The sequence below is a fragment of the Streptomyces dioscori genome (assembly GCF_003024195.1).
Taxonomy (GTDB): domain Bacteria; phylum Actinomycetota; class Actinomycetes; order Streptomycetales; family Streptomycetaceae; genus Streptomyces; species Streptomyces dioscori.
This window is the reverse complement of sequence record NZ_KZ679049.1, coordinates 36,626-54,759: the sequence shown is the minus strand read 5'-3', so window position 1 is coordinate 54,759 and position 18,134 is coordinate 36,626. Positions and strand designations below refer to the sequence as shown.

Sequence of the window (18,134 nt, the reverse complement as noted above, 5' to 3'; positions counted from 1 at the left end):
AAATGGTCTACAGCAAGCAGGAAACGGCGGGCGCCCCGACGTGTTGTCACGCGGCCAGGTAGAGCAGGACCCCGGTTGCGTCGACGCTTGATGTGAGGCTGTTTCCCATGTTCGATCCGGTCATAGCGCCCAGCGGAACGCTGCTCGGCCTGCTCCAGAGGGGCCGCGGCGACGGCACGCTGCACGCGCTCACCGCACCGCGGGCCGAAGCGCTCGCGGCACTGAACCACTGCGTGCTGAGCGACCCCCGCCACGACTGGCAGGTGGAGAACCGCTCGCTCTACTACGCACGTCTCCACCTCGACCTGGGCGGAGGCCTCGACGAGATCGAGGCCCACCTCTTCGACGCGGCGGACGTGCTCGACACCGACGAATCACGTACGGGCCTCGCGCTCGCCGTCCTCGGCCACCTCGCCTCGTACGGCAGGCGGGACGCCCTGGAGCTGCTGCGGCGCTACGCCGCCCACGGCGCCAACTGGGCCTGGGCCCTCGACGAGCTGGCGCTGCGCGACGACGACGCCGGGCTGCGCGCGCTCGCGGCCCCCGTCCTCGCCCGCTTCCCCACCGACCCCGAGGGTGAGGCCGAGCTGGCCGCCGTCGTGCGGGACTCCTTCGAGCCGCGGCCCTGGCGGCTGTGGGCCGACGATCCGCGCGAATCCATCGGCACGCGCGTGCGTGCCGCCCGGGAAAGCGGTTCCTTCGACCGCTGGCAGCAACAGATGCGACCGTCCGGGCCCCGCCCCGGATGGAGCGTGCGGGCCGTCTTCGAATGGGCCCAGCAGGGCATCGAGCGCGGAGCCGCACTCCATGTGCCCGCCGCGCGCTGCCTCACGGCCGTCGCCGGACCCGAGGACCGCCCCGAGATCATCGAGGCCGCCCGCACGGGGGACGACGGCGCACGCTGCACCGCCCTGCGCTACCTCGCCGACAACCACGATCCCGACGTACTGGATCTCGTGGAGGCCGCACAGGCCTCCGGCTCGCTGCTCGTGGTGGAAGCCGCTGTGGACGCCTTCGAACGGATGCGGAGCGTCGCCGCCGTGCAACGGGCCCGCGGCTGGGCCCACCGGCCCGACGCCCTGGGAGAGGCCGCCGGACGCGTCCTCGCCTGCCGGGGCGGCGCACAGGACAGCGAACTGGTCCTGGGCGCCCTGCGCGAAGCCGTACGGGGCGAGGGGCCCGACGCGCAGACCCTGTGGACCCTCGTCGACGGCGCCGGACGGCTCGGCATCGCGGGAGCGGCGCCCGTCCTGCGGCACGTCTACCGCGAGACCGCCTCCTCCCATCTGCGCGGCCGGGCGGCACGCGCCCTGGCCGCCACCGACCCCTCCTTCGCCGCGGGATTCGCCGTCGAATGCCTGTGGGACTGCGAGGAGACCACCCGCGAGGTGGCCGCACGGCACGCCGAGACCGGGGACGCCCGTGTGGTCGACCAGCTCCGCCGGCTCGCCGCCGACCCGGCCGAGGAGGCCGACGTACAGACCGCGGTCCGCAGCCGCATCGGACCGGACGCGTCCGCCGTGTGACACCGGACCGCGGGCCGGACAGCATGGAACCGGCCGGGGACCGCGCGGAGTGGAACCGCGCGTGGTGATCGTGGCGAGCGCCGTGCGCGCCGGTGTGCGCGACCGGCGTGTGCGACCGGCGTGTGAGCGTTCCGTCGTCGGCCCGTATCCCGTTGGTACGGGCCCGGACGCCGGAGCGTGACCGGTTCGTGACGAGAGGGCGTGCGGAGCCCAACGCTCATGGGACGTTCCTCAGCCGGAAAGATCCACGTTGACGCGGCCACGTCCAGCACGACGACAACACCCGTATGCGTGTCGTCATCGTCACCGAGTCCTTTCCCCCCGATGTGAACGGCGTGGCCCACTGCGCGCTCCAGACCGCCCGGCACCTCGTCGAGCGCGGTCACACCCCCGTCGTCGTCGCTCCGGCAACCTCCCCCAAGCTCTCGACCCCCTCCGAACAGTCGGGCGCCTCCTTCGGGAACGCGTCCGAGTCCTCCGCACCGTGCCCCGTCGTCCGCATCCCGTCCCTGCCGCTTCCCGGCTATCCCCAGGTCCGCGTCGCTCTCCCCAGCCGACGCGTCGCCGCCGCGATCACCGCACACCGTGCCGACATCGTGCACCTGGCCAGCCCCTTCGTCCTCGGCGTCCGCGGCATGGCCGCCGCCGGCCGCCTCGGCATCCCCGCCGTGGCCGTCTACCAGACCGACCTCGCCGGCTACGCCCGTACGTACATCAGCACGGGCGAGGCCACCGCCTGGCGCCGTATCCGCTCCGTCCACGCCGCCGCCGACCGCACGCTCGCCCCCTCCACCGCCGCCCTCCACGACCTGGAGGCGCACGGTGTGCCCCGGGTACGGCTGTGGCCGCGAGGCGTCGACACCGTCCGCTTCCGGCCCGAGCACCGGGACGACGCCCTCCGCCGTGAACTCGCCCCGAACGGCGAGCTGATCGTCGGTTACGTGGGCCGCCTCGCCCCCGAGAAGCAGATCGAACTCCTCGCCGGAGCCTGCGCCCTGCCGGGCGTGCGCGTGGTCGTCGTCGGTGACGGCCCGAGCCGGCCGGGCCTGGACCAGGCGCTGCCGGGAGCCGTCTTCCTCGGGCGCCGCACCGGCGACGAACTCGCCCGGATCTTCGCCTCCCTGGACGTCTTCGTGCACACCGGCCCGTTCGAGACCTTCTGCCAGACCGTCCAGGAGGCGATGGCCAGCGGCGTTCCGGTCGTCGCCCCCGCCGCGGGCGGCCCGCTGGACCTGGTGGCGCACGGGCGCACCGGGCTGCTCGTCCCGCCCCGCGACGAGGCCACCGTGCGCGACGCCGTCCGGTCGCTCGCCGCCGACCCCGCCCTGCGGGCCGCCTACGGCGCCGAGGCGCGGCGTACCGTCGAGGGCCGTACCTGGGCCGCCGTCGGGGACGCGCTCATCGAGCACTACACGGACGTCCTCGCCGGCCGGGCGGTGGTGGCGGCATGAGCGCTTCCCTGAGCAATGACTCCCTGAGCAACGAGTCCTTGCGCAACGAGTCCCTGAGCATCGTGCGGCTCGCCAACTTCGTCGCCCCCTCCTCCGGGGGCCTGCGGACCGCGCTGCGCGAACTGGGCGCCGGCTACCTGGCGGCCGGACACCGGCCCGTCCTGGTCGTGCCCGGCGAACGCGCCTCGGACCGCGAGACCGAACAGGGCCGCGTCATCACCCTGCCGGGCCCGCTGCTGCCCGGCACCGGCGGCTACCGCGTCCTCACCGACAGGCGGCGCGTGGCGGCGCTCCTGGAGACGCTCGCCCCCGACCGTCTTGAGGTCTCCGACCGTACGACGCTGCGCTGGACCGGCGTCTGGGCGCGGCGCGCCCGGGTGCCCGCGGTGATGGTCTCCCACGAGACCGCCGACGGCGTGCTGCGCACCTGGGGCATGCCGCCGGGCCTCGCCCGGCGCACCTCGGACGCCGTCAACCTCCGTACCGCGCACCACTACGCGCGCATCGTGTGCACCACGGAGTTCGCGGAGCGCGAGTTCGTCCGCATCGGCGCCCGCAACGTCGTACGCGCCCCGCTGGGCGTCGACCTGGAGGGGCGCCACCCCGCGCTGCGGGACCCGGCTGTCCGGGCCCGGTACGCGCGCGTGGACCAGACCCTGCTGGTGATGTGCTCCAGGCTGTCCGTCGAGAAGCGGCCCGGTACGGCTCTGGACGCGCTGGAGGCGCTGCTGCGGGGCGGACAGCGCGCGGTGCTCGTCGTGGCCGGGGACGGGCCGCTGCGGGCCAGGCTCGAACAGCGGGCGCGCGAACGCCGGCTGCCCGTCACCTTCCTCGGGTACGTCGGCGACCGTGCGCTCCTCAGCGGTCTGCAGGCCTCCGCCGACGTGTGCCTGGCGCCCGGGCCCGCAGAGACCTTCGGGCTCGCCGCCCTGGAGGCGATGGCCTGCGGCACGCCCGTCGTCGCCAGCGCCACCTCCGCCCTCCCGGAGGTCATCGGCCCCGCCGGAGCCACCGCCGCGGACACCGGGGCGGCCTTCGGCGTCGCGATCAGGATGCTTCTGGACCGGCCCGAGAACGAGCGCCGGGAGGCCGCACGCGCGCGTGCCGCCTGTTTCGGGTGGCCGGCCGCCGTGGAGGCGTTCCTCAGCGCGCACGACGCTGCCGTGCGGGTGGGGGTACCCCGGGAACCGCTTCCCGCCGCCGTTCTCCGTTCCGTGTCCGTGCCGCGGCCCCGGGAGGGCGTCGTATGAGACCCCTGCGGTTCGTGGCGCTGGGCGACTCCCTCACGGAAGGGGTGGGCGATCCCGTGGGCGAGGGGTGGCGCGGGTGGGCCGCGCTGCTCGCCGCGGGGCTGGCCCCCTCGGAGGCGTCGGTTCAGTTCGTCAACTTCGCGGTCAGCGGTGCTCAGACGCGTGACGTGCTGGAACGCCAGCTGCCCGCGGCGCTCGCCGAACGGCCGGACCTCGCCTCGGTCGTCATCGGCGTGAACGACACCCTGCGCTGCACCTTCGACATCCGGGCCGTGGCCGAGCGGCTCGACGAGGTGTACGCGGCCCTCACCGGACAGGGCGCCGTCCTCCTCACCGCCTGTCTGCCCGACCCCGGGACGATGCTGGGGCTGCCCGGGGCACTCGCGCGGCCGCTGGCACGGCGTCAGCGGGCCGTGAACGCGGTCGTGCACGCGCTGTCCGAACGGTACGGGGCCGTGCATCTGCATGCCGCCGAGGGCGACTGGGTCGTGGACCGGGAGATGTGGAGTGCGGACCGGTTGCATCCGGGGGAGCGGGGGCATCGGCAGCTCGCGCTGTGCTTCCACGCGTTGCTGGTGGGGGCGGGGGTTGCCTCGGGGCCGGTGCCCAGTGCCGTGCCCGAGTTTCCCGGGCCCTCGCGGGCGGCCGGTCTTCGGTGGCTGGCCACCTCCGGGGCGGGGTGGGTGGCTCGGCGGTGCACCGATCTGTTGCCGCAGCTTCTCGGGCTGGCGGCTTCCGAGGTGCGGCATCGGGTTCGGGGCACTGGCGTGCGGCTCGATCTTGCGGCTTCTCGGGCTGTGGCTTCCGCGTTGGCGGGGGTGGCGGTGGATTCCGCGGATGCGGCGTGAGGTTCTGAGGGTGGCTTCGTCTGGGGCGCGTTGTGGGGTGCGGGTTCGTTGTGGCTGGCCGCGCAGTTCCCCGCGCCCCTTAAAAGCAACAAGACTGCGCCGTTCCCCGCGCCCCTTGCAAGCAAGAGACTGCGCCGTTCCCCGCGGCCCTGGAGGCCTCGTGGCCCTAGGTGCGGCTGGGGATGAAACGTACCGGGGTGCCCGGGGGCGACTGGGCTGTGGTGGGGAGGTCTTCGGGGTGGACCACCGCGATCACCGGGTAGCCGCCGGTGGTCGGGTGGTCGGCCAGGAAGACGACCGGGTGGCCGTCCGGGGGGACCTGGACGGCGCCCAGGACCATGCCCTCGCTGGGGAGTTCGCCGCCGATCGCCCTCTCCAGGGCGGGCCCTTCCGTGCGCAGGCCGATGCGGTTGCTCGCCGAGGACACCCGGTAGGTGTGCGTGGTGAACGTGTGCCAGGCCGCCGCCGTGAACCAGTCGTCGCGGGGGCCCGGCGTCACCCGCAGGACCAGTTGGGCCGGCGGGGACGGCTGCGGAACGACGTCCACGCGCGCGGGGAGGTCGTACGGCTTCCCCAGGGGGAGGACCGTTCCGTCGGTGAGGGGCGGTGGGCCGAGGCCCGAGAGAAGGTCGGTCGAGCGGCTGCCCAGCACCGGCTCGACGGTCACTCCGCCCGCGACGGCCACGTAGGCGCGTACTCCGGAGACCGCTGTTCCCACCGACAGCAGCGCCCCGGCGGGCACGTGCACGGGGGCGCCCCAGGGGGCCGGGCGGCCGTCCACGGAGACAGGGCACGGGGCGCCCCCCACGGCCACCGTGACCGCCGAACGCGGCCGCAGATCACAGCCGTTGAGTGTCGTCTCCAGGAGGGCCGCCTCGGCCGGATTGCCGACGAGCCGGTTCATCAGGGCGGCGGCGGGCGCGTCCAGCGCTCCGGAGCGCGGTACGCCGAGGTGCGCGTGGCCCGGCCGCCCCAGGTCCTGCACCGTGGTCAGCGCCCCGGCCCGTACGACGACCAGTGCGCGGTCCGTCATCAGGAGTCCACCGGCACGAAGCGGACCGGTGTGCCGGGCGACAGCAGCGCGGCCGGCACGCGCGCGTGGTCCCACAGCACGGCGTCCGTCGTGCCGATCAGCTGCCAGCCGCCCGGCGACGAGCGCGGGTACACGCCCGTGTACGGGCCCGCGAGGCCCACCGAGCCCGCCGGGACCGTCGTACGGGGCGTCGCGCGCCGGGGCACGCCGTAGCGGGCCGGGAGCCCGGTCAGATAGCCGAAGCCGGGAGCGAACCCGCAGAAGGCGACCCGGAAATCGGCAGCCGCGTGGATGCGCGCCACCTCTTCCGGTGACACGCCCCAGAGTTCGGCGACGTCCGCCAGGTCGGGGCCGTCGTAGCGCACGGCGATCTCCACGGCGTCCTTCTCGGGCGGCGGCACGGGCGGGAGGCGTGCGAGCGACAACTGCGCGGCCAGCCGGGAGGGGTCGTCCAGGCCGTCGAGGAGCACCGTGCGGGCCGCCGGGACGATCTCACGCACGGAGAGGGAGCCCTCCGCGCGGCGGCGGAGCAGATCGGCGTGCAGGGCCTGTGCCTCCTCGTCCGTGGACACCTCGACGAGCAGAGCGCGGTCACCGACCGGCAGTGCCCTCATACGAACGCCTCCACGCGGACGCCCGCCTCCTCCAGCCGTGCCCGGACCCGGCGGGCCAGGTCCACCGCGCCGGGCGTGTCGCCGTGCAGACACAGGGAACGGGCCCGTACGGCGATGTCACGGCCCGAGTGGGACGTGACGACACCAGAACGGGCGAGGCCCACCGAGCGTTCCACGACGTCGTCCGGACGGGTGATGACCGCGCCCTCCCGGCCACGCGGCACGAGCGTGCCCTCGTCGGTGTAGGCGCGGTCCGCGAACGCCTCGGTGACGACCGGCAGCCCGGCCTGCGCGGCCACGTCGAGGAACCGGGAGCCGGGCAGCCCGAGCACCGGCAGCGTGGCGTCGGCGAGGCGTACCCCGTCGACGACCGCCCTCGCCTGTTCCTCGTCGCGCACGACGCGGTTGTAGAGCGCGCCGTGCGGTTTGACGTACGCCACGCGTGCGCCCGCCGCGCGCGCGAAGACCTCCAGGGCACCGATCTGGTACGCCACCTCGGCCGCCAGCTCGTCCGACGGCACGTCCATCGCGCGCCGCCCGAAGCCCGCCAGGTCCCGGTAGGAGACCTGGGCGCCGATCCGTACCCCGCGCCCGGCGGCGAGGTCGCACACCCGTCGCATGGTGGAGGGGTCCCCGGCGTGGAAGCCGCAGGCCACGTTGGCGCTGGTGACGACGGACAGCAGCTGTTCGTCGTCGGTCAGCTGCCAGCGGCCGAAACCCTCGCCGAGATCGGCGTTGAGATCGATCGCGGTACCGACGGGTGTACCGGTGGGGATACCGGTGGAGGTCATGGAGTGTCCGTTCTCCGGTCGGGTGGATCCGGTGACTCAGGCGACGCGGTACTGCTCGTCGCGGGCGTCGGTGAGGAACATCTGGCCGGGCGCGTGGGTGATCGCGAACGGCGGGCGCGAGGCCATCACCGCGGCCTGCGGCGTCACACCGCAGGCCCAGAACACCGGGATGTCGTCCGGCTCGAAGTCCACCGGATCCCCGAAGTCGGGGCGGCCCAGGTCCGCGATGCCGAGGGTGCCCGGATCGCCGCAGTACACCGGGCTGCCGTGCACCGCGGGCAGCAGACTGGTCTCCCGGATCGCGACGGGCAGATGCTCGGGCGGCACCGGACGCATGGACACCACCATGGGCCCGTGCAGCCGTCCGGCGGGACGGCACTGACGGCCGGTCACGTACATGGAGACGTTGCGTCCCTGCTCGATGTGGCGCATCGGTACGCCCGCCTCGGTCAGTGCCCACTCGAAGGTGAAGCTGCACCCGATGAGGAACGACACGAGGTCGTCGCGCCAGTGCGCCACCACGTCCGTCGGCTCCTCGACCAGCTCGCCGTGCTCCCACACCCGGTAGCGCGGCAGATCGGTGCGCAGGTCGGCGCCGTCGGCCAGGACGGTCGTCCAGGAACCGGCGTCGGTGACGTCCAGCACCGGGCAGGGCTTCGGGTTGCGCTGGCAGAACAGGAGCATGTCGTACGCCCAGTCGGCCGGCACCGAGATCAGGTTCGCCTGGGTGTGGCCCGCCGAGCAGCCGGCGGTGGGACCGGACATGCCCGCACGGAAGCGGGATCGTGCCTCTGCCGGGCTCCACGCGTGCGCGTGGTCGTCGAGAAGGCCGGGCGGGCGGTGCCGGGTGCTCTGGGGCCGGGTCATGAAAGCTCCTTCCCACGGGTCTCGGGCAGACCGATCAGGGCCAGCGCCGCGAGACCGTAGCCGATCGCGCCGAAGACCAGCGCGCCCCCGACACCCCAACTGTCGGCCAGGAAGCCCACCAGGGTCGGGAAGACCGCGCCCACGGCACGGCCCGTGTTGTACGTGAAGCCCTGCCCGGTGCCGCGTACGGCCGTCGGATACAGCTCACTGAGGAACGAGCCGAAGCCGCTGAAGATCGCCGACATGCAGAACCCGAGCGGGAAACCGAGCACGAGGACGAGGGTGTTGGCGCCGCTCGGGATGTTCGCGTAGGCCAGGATGCAGATCGCCGAGAGGATCGCGAAGAGCAGGATGTTCCGTTTGCGGCCCAGCTTGTCGGTGAGATAACCGCCGGTCAGGTAGCCGATGAAGGCTCCGGAGATCAGGAACGCGAGATAGCCGCCGGTGCCGACGACGGACAGTCCGCGGTCCGTCTTCAGGTACGTCGGCACCCAGGTGGCCAGCGTGTAGTAGCCGCCCTGGACACCCGTGGACAGCAGCACGGCGAAGATCGTCGTCTTCAGGAGTCCGGGCGCGGCGGCCGTACCCGGCCTGAAGATCGCCGCGAAGGAACCCTTCTCGGGGCTCTCCTTGCGGCGCTCGGCCGCCTCCGGGGCGTCCTTGACCTGCCGGCGCACCCAGACGACCAGCAGCGCGGGCAGGGCGCCCGTCCAGAACATCACGCGCCAGGCGATGTCGTCGTCGAGGAACTGGAAGACCAGCGTGTAGACGACCACGGCGAGTCCCCAGCCGACGGCCCAGGCGCTCTGGACCGCGCCGAGCGTACGGCCCCGGTGTCTGGGGCTCGCGTACTCGGCGACCAGGATCGCGCCGACCGCCCACTCGCCGCCGAAACCGAGCCCCTGGAGAGCGCGGAAGACCAGCAGCGTCTCGTAGTTGGGCGCGAAGCCGCAGGCCACGGTGAAGACCGCGTACGTGATGACGGTGATCATCAGTGCCTTGACGCGCCCGATCCGGTCCGCGATGACACCCGCGGCGGCGCCGCCGATCGCGGACACGACCAGCGTGACGGTCGTGAACAGCCCGGTCTGACCGCTGCTGAGACCGAAGTACGCGGCCAGGGCCACCATGCTCAGCGGCAGCGTGAAGTAGTCGTACGAGTCGAGGCCGTAGCCGCCGAACGCGCCGCCGAAGGCGCGGCGGCCACGCGGCCCCAGGGCCCGCAGCCAGGCGAACGCGCCCTCGTCGCCGGTGGGTTCACCCGCTCCGGGGCGCGTCTCGGCGGGCAGGGCCTGCGGTGGAGGGGTCGTGCTCATGGGCACCTCGCAGATGAGGGACGGGAGGGTGCTGGGGACTGAGCCGTGCCATGTCGTCGTGTCGTGTCGTGCTGTGTCGTGCGATGCCATGCCGTGCGGAAGCCGTCGGCGCCGGGACGAGCGGGCGGTGCCCGGACGGGAGGGCGGTGCCCGGAAAACCGGCGCCTGATAAGCAAGGTAGAGGATCGTTGAACGATCCTTCAATACCCACGTTGTTTCGTTCTTGTATCTGCGATTGAATTCGAGCGTGGCCGAACTGAACGGACTGGCGGACGACCGCGCGCTGCTGGGCCGCACCAGCACCGCCGAGCGGGTCTCGGACATCCTGCGGAGCCGGATCGCCGACGGGTACTTCCCGCCCGGCAAACGCCTGTCCGAGGACAGCATCGGCGGCGCGCTCGGCGTCTCCCGCAACACCCTGCGCGAGGCGTTCCGGCTGCTCACGCACGAACGGCTGCTGGTCCACCAGCTCAACCGGGGAGTCTTCGTACGGGTGCTGACCGTCGAGGACGTCGAGGACATCTACCGCACCCGCAGCCTCGTCGAATGCGCGGTCGTCCGCGGACTCGGCAAGCCGCCGTACGCGGTGGACGGCCTCGCCGGGTCGGTCGCGGACGGGCGCCGGTCGGCCCACGAGGGCGACTGGAAGGGCGTGGGCACGGCCAACATCCACTTCCACCAGGAGCTGGTGGCCCTCGCCGCCAGCGCCCGCACCGACGAGCTGATGCGCAGCGTCTTCGCCGAACTCCGCCTCGCCTTCCACCTGGTGGACGACCCGAAACGCCTCCACGAGCCGTACCTGGCCCGCAACGGCCAGATCCTCCAGGCACTCCAGGACGGCGACCGCGAGGAGGCGGAGGCCCTCCTGGCGGTCTACCTCGACGACTCCCGCAGAAGGGTCACGGAGGTATACGGCCGCAGGGTGGCGGAGCCCCTTTAGGGGCGCGGGGAACTGCGCGACCGACCACCTCGGACCCGCACCGAACATCCGTCCGTAAGCCCTCTGCCCCCAGCAGGCGGCACACGGGACACCGCAGGCCGTTTTGGGCCGTTGTCGGACCAAGGACCTAGTCTGTGCACCGTGACTTCGCCTGCATCGACGGACAGCGTTCCGCCCCAGCTCAGCGCGGGGCCGCGCCCCGCGCCGGGCCCGGCCGCCGACGAGGGCCTGGCGCGCCGCCTGCGCGCGCTCGCCTGCACCGCGCCCCTGCACGATCTCGACGTGCGCAAGGCGAACCTCGCGGGTGAGTACTCGGTGTACGGCATGGCGGAGGTGGCCCTCGCCTCCATCGACCTCATCACACTGAACATGGACTTCGACACGGGCGCCGACCACGACCAGATAGTGGCCAGGCTCATCCCGCGCATCGCCGCCCAGGCCCCGCGCCGGCCCGTCGCCGAGCACGAGCGGGTGGCCCGCTGGGTCCTGGAGAACCTGATCAACGTCGGCAGCGTCGACCGCGGCTTCCGAGCCGTGTACGGCACGTTCGCCCCCGACGGCTCGTACGTGCGCCGTGACTACGACTTCAAGCTGATCGAGGAGGTCGCGGGCTACGGAGGGAGCGTGTACCTCCGTACGACGGACGAGGCGGTCAACGTCCTCGTGGGCGCCCTCGACACCGACGTCACCAGCGCGCAGATCGCCGCCGAGGTCAAGCTGGAGGTGCTGATCAGCCGGGGCCGTCTCGCGGACGCCCAGCTCGCCGCCGAGCAGGCCCGCTACCGCACGGTGCAGTACTCGGAGACGCTCCGCAGGGCTTTGGACGCGACCCGGCGCAACGTCCGGGCGGTGGACTGGCTGCAGGCCGTGCCCGACATGATCGCCGAAGCCCTCGACCACGTGGCGGACCGCTACCGCCACGAGAACGCGATCCTCACCAACATCCGCAAGGCACGCGACGAGTCGGAGGACCCCGAGCAGAAGCGCCGGGCCGCCGAGCTCGTCGACATCGTGAAGGACTGCATCCGGCGCCACACGCAGTTGCAGTCCCGGCTGCTGGAGGCCGGGCCGCTGTTCCGCGCCGAGCAGGACCGGCAGGCCTTCGCGACCCCGATGACGACCTCCGGGATAGACCTCTACGGCCATCTCGTCGCCCCCGTGCTGCCGCTGCCCCTGGAGCAGGCGCTGCGGGTGACCGACGCCTTCTTCGCGCGCGGGACCGGGCTTCGCACCCCCGCGTCCGTCCGGGTCGGAGACCTGGTCGAGCTGCTGCTGACACCGCCGGTGGAGCGGGAGCATCTCGGAGCGGAGATGCCCGAGCCCGATCTGATCGCGACGCCGGACGACAGCCGGTTCAGCGAGGAGCAGCTCGCCGCCGCCATGGAACTGCTCGATCTGCCCGCCGACGCGCCGCGCCGGCTGTCCGGGCTGCTCGCCGACGCACGGCGGCGGGATCCCGAACTGCCCTATCTCGTCGCCCTGCTGGCGGTGCACGCGGCGAGCCCGCCGGTCGGGACCGCGTATCGGCAGGGGGAGGAGCGGCTGCTGTTCGCTGTGGACGACGGGGTCGAGCTGGATGACGAGGAGTTCGGCGGGGCGGATCTCATCGTCGGGATGGCTCTGCTGGATGTGGTCGGGATGACCGCGGGCCGGTCGGAGGTCGCGTAATGCCCCACCGGCCGTCGTTCGACTGCGGGCCGTCCGTGGCCGGTCGCGCAGTTCCCCGCGCCCCCGAGGGCGCCCCTGGCCCCGCCGATGAGTTGAAGGAGTTGCAGCAGTCGTGAGTGAGCAGGTCGAGTGGAGTGAGCCGGAGGCGGTCGCCGCGGCGGTGAGCGCCCCCGTCACCCCCGCCGACACCGCGGACGCGGCACGGCTCGTGGCCTTCGGGCTGCAGCCCAAGACACAGCCCGCGCGGGACCAGGAGTACGCCGAACTGCTGCGGCGGTACCGCGAGGATCCCCCCTTCGCGCGGCTCGCCGACGCCGTGGCCACCGGACTCGGACTCGTCGTCCTTGAGGTGTCCCCGCGGGCCGGCATGGCGGTGACCGCCGCCGAGGACTCGGTGTTCGCCGTGCGCATGGGCGACTACGCGCGACGGGCGTCCGCCGACTCGGGCGACCGGTTCCTGCACGGCCTCGCCCATCTCGCCGTCGCCGCCCTGGCCTTCCCGAGACCCGAGGACCTCGCGGACGACGGATACATCGGGCGCGTGTCCGTCAACGGCGTCGACGCGTTCGTACGACAGGCCTGCCGCCGCCTGGAGGAGCGGGCCGAGGAGCAGGGGGAGAACACCGACCCCGCCACGGACGCGCCGGGGCTTGAGGCCGCCTGGCGGATCTGGGCGCGGCGCAGCTCCGCCGGGGCCACCAAGGACGCGCGCAGACTGGCCGGTTCCACCACCGGCATCGTCGGCAAGGCCGCCGCGTTCCTCACCGACTCCGGGTTCCTGCAGCGCACCGGGGACGACGCCGGGGGCACCTACCGCACGACCGCCCGTTATCAGCTCCAGGTGCGGGACATGGCGGGCAGCGCCGCCCTGGCCGAACTGCTGGAGCTGGGTGTCGTGCCGGTGACCGACGGCACCGCGAGCCTGATGCCCGCCGACGACACCGACGATCTGGAGCTGGCCGCCGACGCCGGGCTGCCGTTCCACTCGTAACCGACCCGGCCCGATCCCCCGCCCCCTCGACCTCCGTCCCGCCACACCCCCCACCGCTTACGACTACGAGAGTCCGCCATGTACGAGCTGTCCCGGGTCCGCCTCTACTCCATCGGGCCGGCCGGTGCGCGTTACGCCGACACCGTGCTGGACCTGCGCGGAGTCGGCGCTGTCGTGCCCGACCCCGCGCCCACGCAGGCGGAGTTCTTCGAGGAGGAGCCCGTCGGGCCGCCGCGCCGCCCCGCGCCCGCCGGTGTGCTCTTCCTGGAGAACGGCGGCGGCAAGTCCGTACTGCTCAAGCTGATCTTCTCGGTGATGCTGCCCGGCCACCGCAACACCCTGGGCGGCGCCAGCTCCGGTGTGCTGCGCAAGTTCCTGCTCGCGGACGACTGCGGGCATGTGGCGCTGGAGTGGCAGCACACGATCACCGGCGAGTGCGTCGTCGTCGGCAAGGTCAGTGAGTGGCGCGGGCGGCAGGTCTCCAACGACCCGCGCAAGTTCGCCGAGGCCTGGTACTCCTTCCGGCCAGGACCCGGCCTGAGCCTGGACAACCTGCCGGTCGCCGAGGCCACCGCCGTCCGGCCGCCCGTCGAAGGAGCCTCCGGCGCGCAGGGCCGACGGCGCACCATGAAGGGCTTCAGGGACGCGCTCACCGAGGCCGGCAAGGCGTACCCGCACCTCGAAGTGCACTGGGAGGAGATCCACGACCGGTGGATCGAACACCTCGGTGACCTGGGCCTCGACCCTGAACTCTTCCGCTACCAGCGCGAGATGAACGCCGACGAGGGCGAGGCCGCCGGTCTCTTCGCCGTCAAGAAGGACTCCGACTTCACCGACCTGCTGCTGCGCGCCGTCACCGACACCCGCGACACCGACGGCCTCGCCGACCTGGTGGGCGGATTCGGCAACAAGCTGGGACGACGGGCCGAGCTGATCGCCGAGCGCGAGTTCACCGGCGGATCCGTGGACCTCCTCGGACGGATCGTCGAAGCGGCCGGGGCACGCTCCCACGCGCGCGACATCCACACGGCGGCCGAACGGCGTACGCGCACGCTGGCCAGGCGGCTCTCCGCGCGCGCCGTGCTGGAGCGGGGCCGCACCGGCGACCTCGCCCAGCAGGTCACCACCGCCGCCCACCGGGTCACCGAGGCGGAGGGTTCCCGGGAACGCAGTGCGCTGATCGCGGCCGAACTGGCCTACCGGCACGCCTCGCTGGCGCTCGCCGCGGCCGAGAAGGGCGCCGCCGCCCAGAAGAAGGAACTCGCCGACGCGCGCACCCTGCACTCCGCGTGGCAGGCCGCGGAAGCCGTGCTGCGGCACCGCGCGGCGGCCGACCGCTCCACCCGGGTCGCCGCCGCGATCCTGGAGGCCGAGCGGGACGCGGCACCCGCCCTCGCCGCCCGGGCCAGGGCCGCCGTCGACCTCGTACGCGCCCTGCACGCCGCCGCCGAAGGGGCCGAGGCGGCCGCCAACGAGCAAGAGGAGCGGTCCAGTTCGCTCCAGGAGGTCGGGGAGGCCGCCCACCGGGACGCGACATCCGCCGCAACCGAGGCACAGCGCGCCCGCAGCGAGGTCGGCCATCTGCGCCAGCGTCTCGGCGAGGTCGAGCAGGAGACCGCCGAGGCGGTGCGGGCCGGCTGGCTCGACGACACCGCCCCCGACGCCGACCCGGCCCGCGCCGCGCTCGCCGCCAGCGACGCCGAGAAGACGGCAGTCGCCGCCTGGGACACCGCACGCGAGGCGTCCCGCCGCACCGCGGACCACGCCAGGGAAGCCGCGACCACCGAGTCCCGGGCCGAGCTGACGGCGGCCCGCGCGGCCGACGCGGCGACGGCGGCCGAGCACGCGTACGACGCGGAACGGCGGATCGCCCAGGCCCTGGCGGGCGAGGAGCGGCTCGCCGAACTGCTCGGCCTGCCAGGAGCCTCCGGCGGTCCGGGTGGTTCCGGGCGCCCGTCGCTGCCGGGGCCCCGGCACCCGGCCGCCACGGACACGAGCGCCGACGGCCGAGGGATCACCGCCACGGCAGGCTCCGACGACGGCGAGGGCGACGGCCCCCTCACCCCACGGGAGCTGGACCACTACGCCGACGAGCTCCGGCAGCTCCTCGACGACACCGTCACCTCCGCCGAACGACAGCTCTTCGAACTGCGGACCGCCGCCGCCGACGACTCCCGCATCCTCGGCGCGCTCGGTGACGGCGGGCTGCTGCCGCCCGGCCCCGACGTGCTGGCCACCGTGGAGTACCTGGGCGAGCACGGCATCCCCGCGCTGCCCGGCTGGCGCTACCTCGCGCAGGCCGTCGACCCCGTCGACCACGCGCGCGTGCTGGCCGCCCGGCCCGAACTGGTCGACGGCGTGATCATCACGGACCCCGACACCCACGCCCGGGCCCGCGAGGCCCTCACCGACGCCGCGCTGCTCCCGCGCTCCACGGTGGCCGTCGGTACGGCCGCCGCGCTGCTCGCCCCGACCCCGGCCCCCGGCGCTGGCGGGGACGACGTGTTCCTCGTACCGCCGAACCCGGCCATGCACGACGAGCACGCCGCCGACGAGGAGCGGCAGGCTCTGCGCAGGCGCGCGGCCGAGCGGGACGACGAGATCCGTGAGTCGGCGGCCCGGCTCGCCAAGGACCGGGAGCTGGCCGCACGGCTCGCCTCCTGGCGCACGGGCTGCCCGGCGGGGCGGCTCACCGAACTCGCCACCGCGGCCGGTGACGCGCGCACCTTCGCCGAGGAGGCCGAGGCCGAGCTGGCCGAGGCCCGTGCCGTGCGGACCGAGGCCGACGAGGCGGCGGCCGAGGCGGCCCTCGTACGCGACGAGCGGCAGGAAGCCGCCCAGCGGGCCCGGCGCGCCGCCGACGCGCTCGCCGGACTCGCCTTCCGGCTGCGCGAGCGCGCGGGCTGGCAGGTCAAGGTACGGGAACTCGCCGACGACGCGGCCGAGTCGGAGGCCCGCGCGCAGGCCTGTCTGGAACGGGCCCGCGCCGCCGACGAGGACCGGCGCGGCACCCAGCGCGCCGCCGACGACGCCCGGCGCACGGCCCGAGCGCTGCGCGCCGAGCGCGCGGAGATCGCGGGCGCCCCCGACGATCTGCCGGAAGAGGAGCCGGAAGCCGCCAAGTCGTCGCTGCCCGCTCTCCGCGAGGCCTACCGGGCCGCCTCCCAGCTGTACGAGAAGGTCGGCGTCGGCGCCGACCTGCGCGCCGAGCAGGCCCGCGCCGAGAGCGACGAGAGCACCGCGCTCACGGAGCTGAACCGGCTCACCAACAAGGTGCGTACGCGCGCCGCGCAGCTCCTGGAATCCACCGACGGCTCCGACGGACCGTCCCGGCAGGCGGCCGTGGCCCGCGCCGAGGAACTGGTCCAGCTCCTCGAAGGCCGGGTGTCGACCGCGAGCGAACAGCTCGGCCGGCTGCGCGGCGAGGCCGAGCGGCACGCGCCCCAGGAAGCCGACGCCCACACCGAACTGCCCGACGACCTCGTACCGCGCGACGCCGAACAGGCGCAGAGCCTGCTGCGCACGGCCACCGGCGAACTCGCCTCCCGCACCGACGCGTTGAGCCAGGCGCGCGCCGCGCACACCGAGCTGCTCGACGCCCACCACGCCGCCGAGGACGCGGCCGGCGGCTTCGACGAGACGGCCGCCCTGCTCCGGGACCTCCTGCGGGAGCACGCGGACGACGAGCAGGAGGAGCCCGAGCCCTACCCCGGCACGCTCGAAGAGGCCAGACAGTCCGCCGCCGAGACCCGCCGCTCCCTGCGCGGCTGCGCGGCCGACCTCTCCGCCGCCGAGGCGGCCGTGCGCGAGGCGAGCGACATCCTCGTACGGCACGCCAACTCCACGCGGTACGAGCAGGTGCGCACGCCCGCCCGTCAGCAGATCCGGGAGCTGCCCGCGTCCGCGCTGCCCGAGCACGCGCAGAAGTGGGCGGACGCCTTCGCGCCCCGACTGCGGGTCCTCACCGACGAGTTGGCGCAGCTGGAGCGCAACCGCGACTCGATCGTGGACCGGCTGCGCGGCCTGGTCGAGTCCTCGCTCGCCACGCTGCGGTCGGCCCAGCGGCTGTCGCGGCTGCCGGAAGGGCTGGGGGAGTGGTCGGGACAGGAGTTCCTGCGGATCCGTTTCGACGAGCCCGACCAGGCCACGCTCGCCGAACGTCTCGGCGAGGTCGTCGACGAGGCGACCAGGGCCGCCGTCAAGAAGAACTCCGACCTGCGCCGCGACGGGATGTCCCTGCTGCTCAGAGGGGTGGCCGCGGCGCTCCAGCCCAAGGGTGTCGCCGTCGAGATCCTCAAGCCCGACGCCGTGCTGCGCGCCGAGCGCGTCCCCGTCGGGCAGATGGGCGACGTGTTCTCCGGCGGCCAGCTGCTCACCGCGGCGATCGCGCTGTACTGCACGATGGCGGCCCTGCGCTCGAACGACCGTGGCCGGGACAAGCACCGCCACGCAGGCACCTTGTTCCTGGACAACCCCATCGGGCGCGCCAACGCGACGTATCTGCTGGAGCTGCAGCGGGCCGTGTCCGACGCGCTCGGTGTGCAACTCCTCTACACCACGGGCCTGTTCGACACGACGGCGCTCGCGGAGTTCCCGCTGGTCATCCGCCTGCGCAACGACGCGGACCTGAGGGCGGGGCTGAAGTACATCAGCGTGGAGGAACATCTCCGACCGGGGCTCCCGAGGGAGGTCCCCGCGGGGGAGGCCGCCCATACGGAGATCACGGCGACCCGCATGTACAAGCGGCCCGCGCCGGCGGCCCCGTAAGGGCGCCCGGTAGGGCGCCCTTCTAGGGGCGCGGGGAACTGCGCGGCCAGCCACGACGGACCCGCAGTGACC

At 73.8% G+C, this 18,134-nt stretch carries 13 protein-coding genes; 8 read left to right on the top strand and 5 right to left on the bottom strand.

Translation table 11 applies throughout. The annotated features are described in order from the left end of the window. Positions 1 to 107 precede the first annotated feature (107 nt). The 4 genes from C6Y14_RS27905 to C6Y14_RS27890 all read left to right on the top strand — a co-directional run bounded on the left by C6Y14_RS27905 (position 108) and on the right by C6Y14_RS27890 (position 5,075). Positions 108 to 1,526 (top strand): HEAT repeat domain-containing protein, encoded by a 1,419-nt coding sequence (locus tag C6Y14_RS27905; protein ID WP_107019866.1) that lies wholly within the window; start codon positions 108 to 110, stop codon positions 1,524 to 1,526. A 287-nt stretch (positions 1,527 to 1,813) separates the two neighbouring features. Next, a complete protein-coding gene (locus C6Y14_RS27900) occupies positions 1,814 to 2,977 on the top strand; it encodes a glycosyltransferase family 4 protein (protein WP_107019612.1) in 1,164 nt (387 codons plus the stop codon). After that, positions 2,974 to 4,227 (top strand): glycosyltransferase, encoded by a 1,254-nt coding sequence (locus tag C6Y14_RS27895; RefSeq protein ID WP_199854884.1) that lies wholly within the window; start codon positions 2,974 to 2,976, stop codon positions 4,225 to 4,227. Before C6Y14_RS27900 ends, C6Y14_RS27895 begins: the two co-directional genes overlap by 4 nt. Further along, on the top strand, positions 4,224 to 5,075 hold the full coding sequence (locus tag C6Y14_RS27890; RefSeq protein WP_107019611.1) for an SGNH/GDSL hydrolase family protein: 852 nt from the start codon (positions 4,224 to 4,226) through the stop codon (positions 5,073 to 5,075). Before C6Y14_RS27895 ends, C6Y14_RS27890 begins: the two co-directional genes overlap by 4 nt. Before the next feature lie 166 nt (positions 5,076 to 5,241). Here the strand turns inward: C6Y14_RS27890 and C6Y14_RS27885 are convergent, their stop codons facing one another. From C6Y14_RS27885 to C6Y14_RS27865, 5 genes are read right to left on the bottom strand one after another with little or no spacing between them, the layout of a single operon-like run. Beyond that, entirely contained in the window at positions 5,242 to 6,108 is an 867-nt protein-coding gene (locus C6Y14_RS27885) for a 5-oxoprolinase subunit C family protein (protein WP_107019610.1), read from the bottom strand. Next, positions 6,108 to 6,722 carry a 5-oxoprolinase subunit B family protein gene (locus C6Y14_RS27880; protein ID WP_107019609.1) on the bottom strand — a complete coding sequence of 205 codons (615 nt, stop codon included), beginning with the start codon at positions 6,720 to 6,722 and terminating at the stop codon, positions 6,108 to 6,110. The genes C6Y14_RS27885 and C6Y14_RS27880 overlap by 1 nt, the downstream gene beginning before the upstream one ends. Further along, on the bottom strand, positions 6,719 to 7,513 hold the full coding sequence (locus tag C6Y14_RS27875; protein WP_107019608.1) for a LamB/YcsF family protein: 795 nt from the start codon (positions 7,511 to 7,513) through the stop codon (positions 6,719 to 6,721). Before C6Y14_RS27875 ends, C6Y14_RS27880 begins: the two co-directional genes overlap by 4 nt. A gap of 36 nt (positions 7,514 to 7,549) precedes the next feature. Further along, on the bottom strand, positions 7,550 to 8,380 hold the full coding sequence (locus C6Y14_RS27870; protein ID WP_107019607.1) for a putative hydro-lyase: 831 nt from the start codon (positions 8,378 to 8,380) through the stop codon (positions 7,550 to 7,552). Further along, positions 8,377 to 9,696 (bottom strand): MFS transporter, encoded by a 1,320-nt coding sequence (locus C6Y14_RS27865; protein ID WP_107019606.1) that lies wholly within the window; start codon positions 9,694 to 9,696, stop codon positions 8,377 to 8,379. Before C6Y14_RS27865 ends, C6Y14_RS27870 begins: the two co-directional genes overlap by 4 nt. 247 nt (positions 9,697 to 9,943) lie before the next feature. Here C6Y14_RS27865 and C6Y14_RS27860 point away from each other — a divergent pair, with 247 nt between their 5' ends. The 4 genes from C6Y14_RS27860 (at position 9,944) to C6Y14_RS27845 (ending at position 18,062) form a co-directional block, all read left to right on the top strand. Then, a complete protein-coding gene (locus tag C6Y14_RS27860) occupies positions 9,944 to 10,636 on the top strand; it encodes a GntR family transcriptional regulator (protein WP_107019605.1) in 693 nt (230 codons plus the stop codon). Between the two features lie 141 nt (positions 10,637 to 10,777). Further along, a complete protein-coding gene (locus C6Y14_RS27855) occupies positions 10,778 to 12,304 on the top strand; it encodes a hypothetical protein (RefSeq protein ID WP_107019604.1) in 1,527 nt (508 codons plus the stop codon). Positions 12,305 to 12,416: 112 nt separating this feature from the next. After that, complete coding sequence (locus C6Y14_RS27850; RefSeq protein ID WP_107019603.1) at positions 12,417 to 13,295, top strand: hypothetical protein; 879 nt, start codon at positions 12,417 to 12,419, stop codon at positions 13,293 to 13,295. A gap of 78 nt (positions 13,296 to 13,373) precedes the next feature. Next, entirely contained in the window at positions 13,374 to 18,062 is a 4,689-nt protein-coding gene (locus tag C6Y14_RS27845) for a coiled-coil domain-containing protein (protein ID WP_107019602.1), read from the top strand. The last annotated feature ends 72 nt before the right edge of the window (positions 18,063 to 18,134 follow it).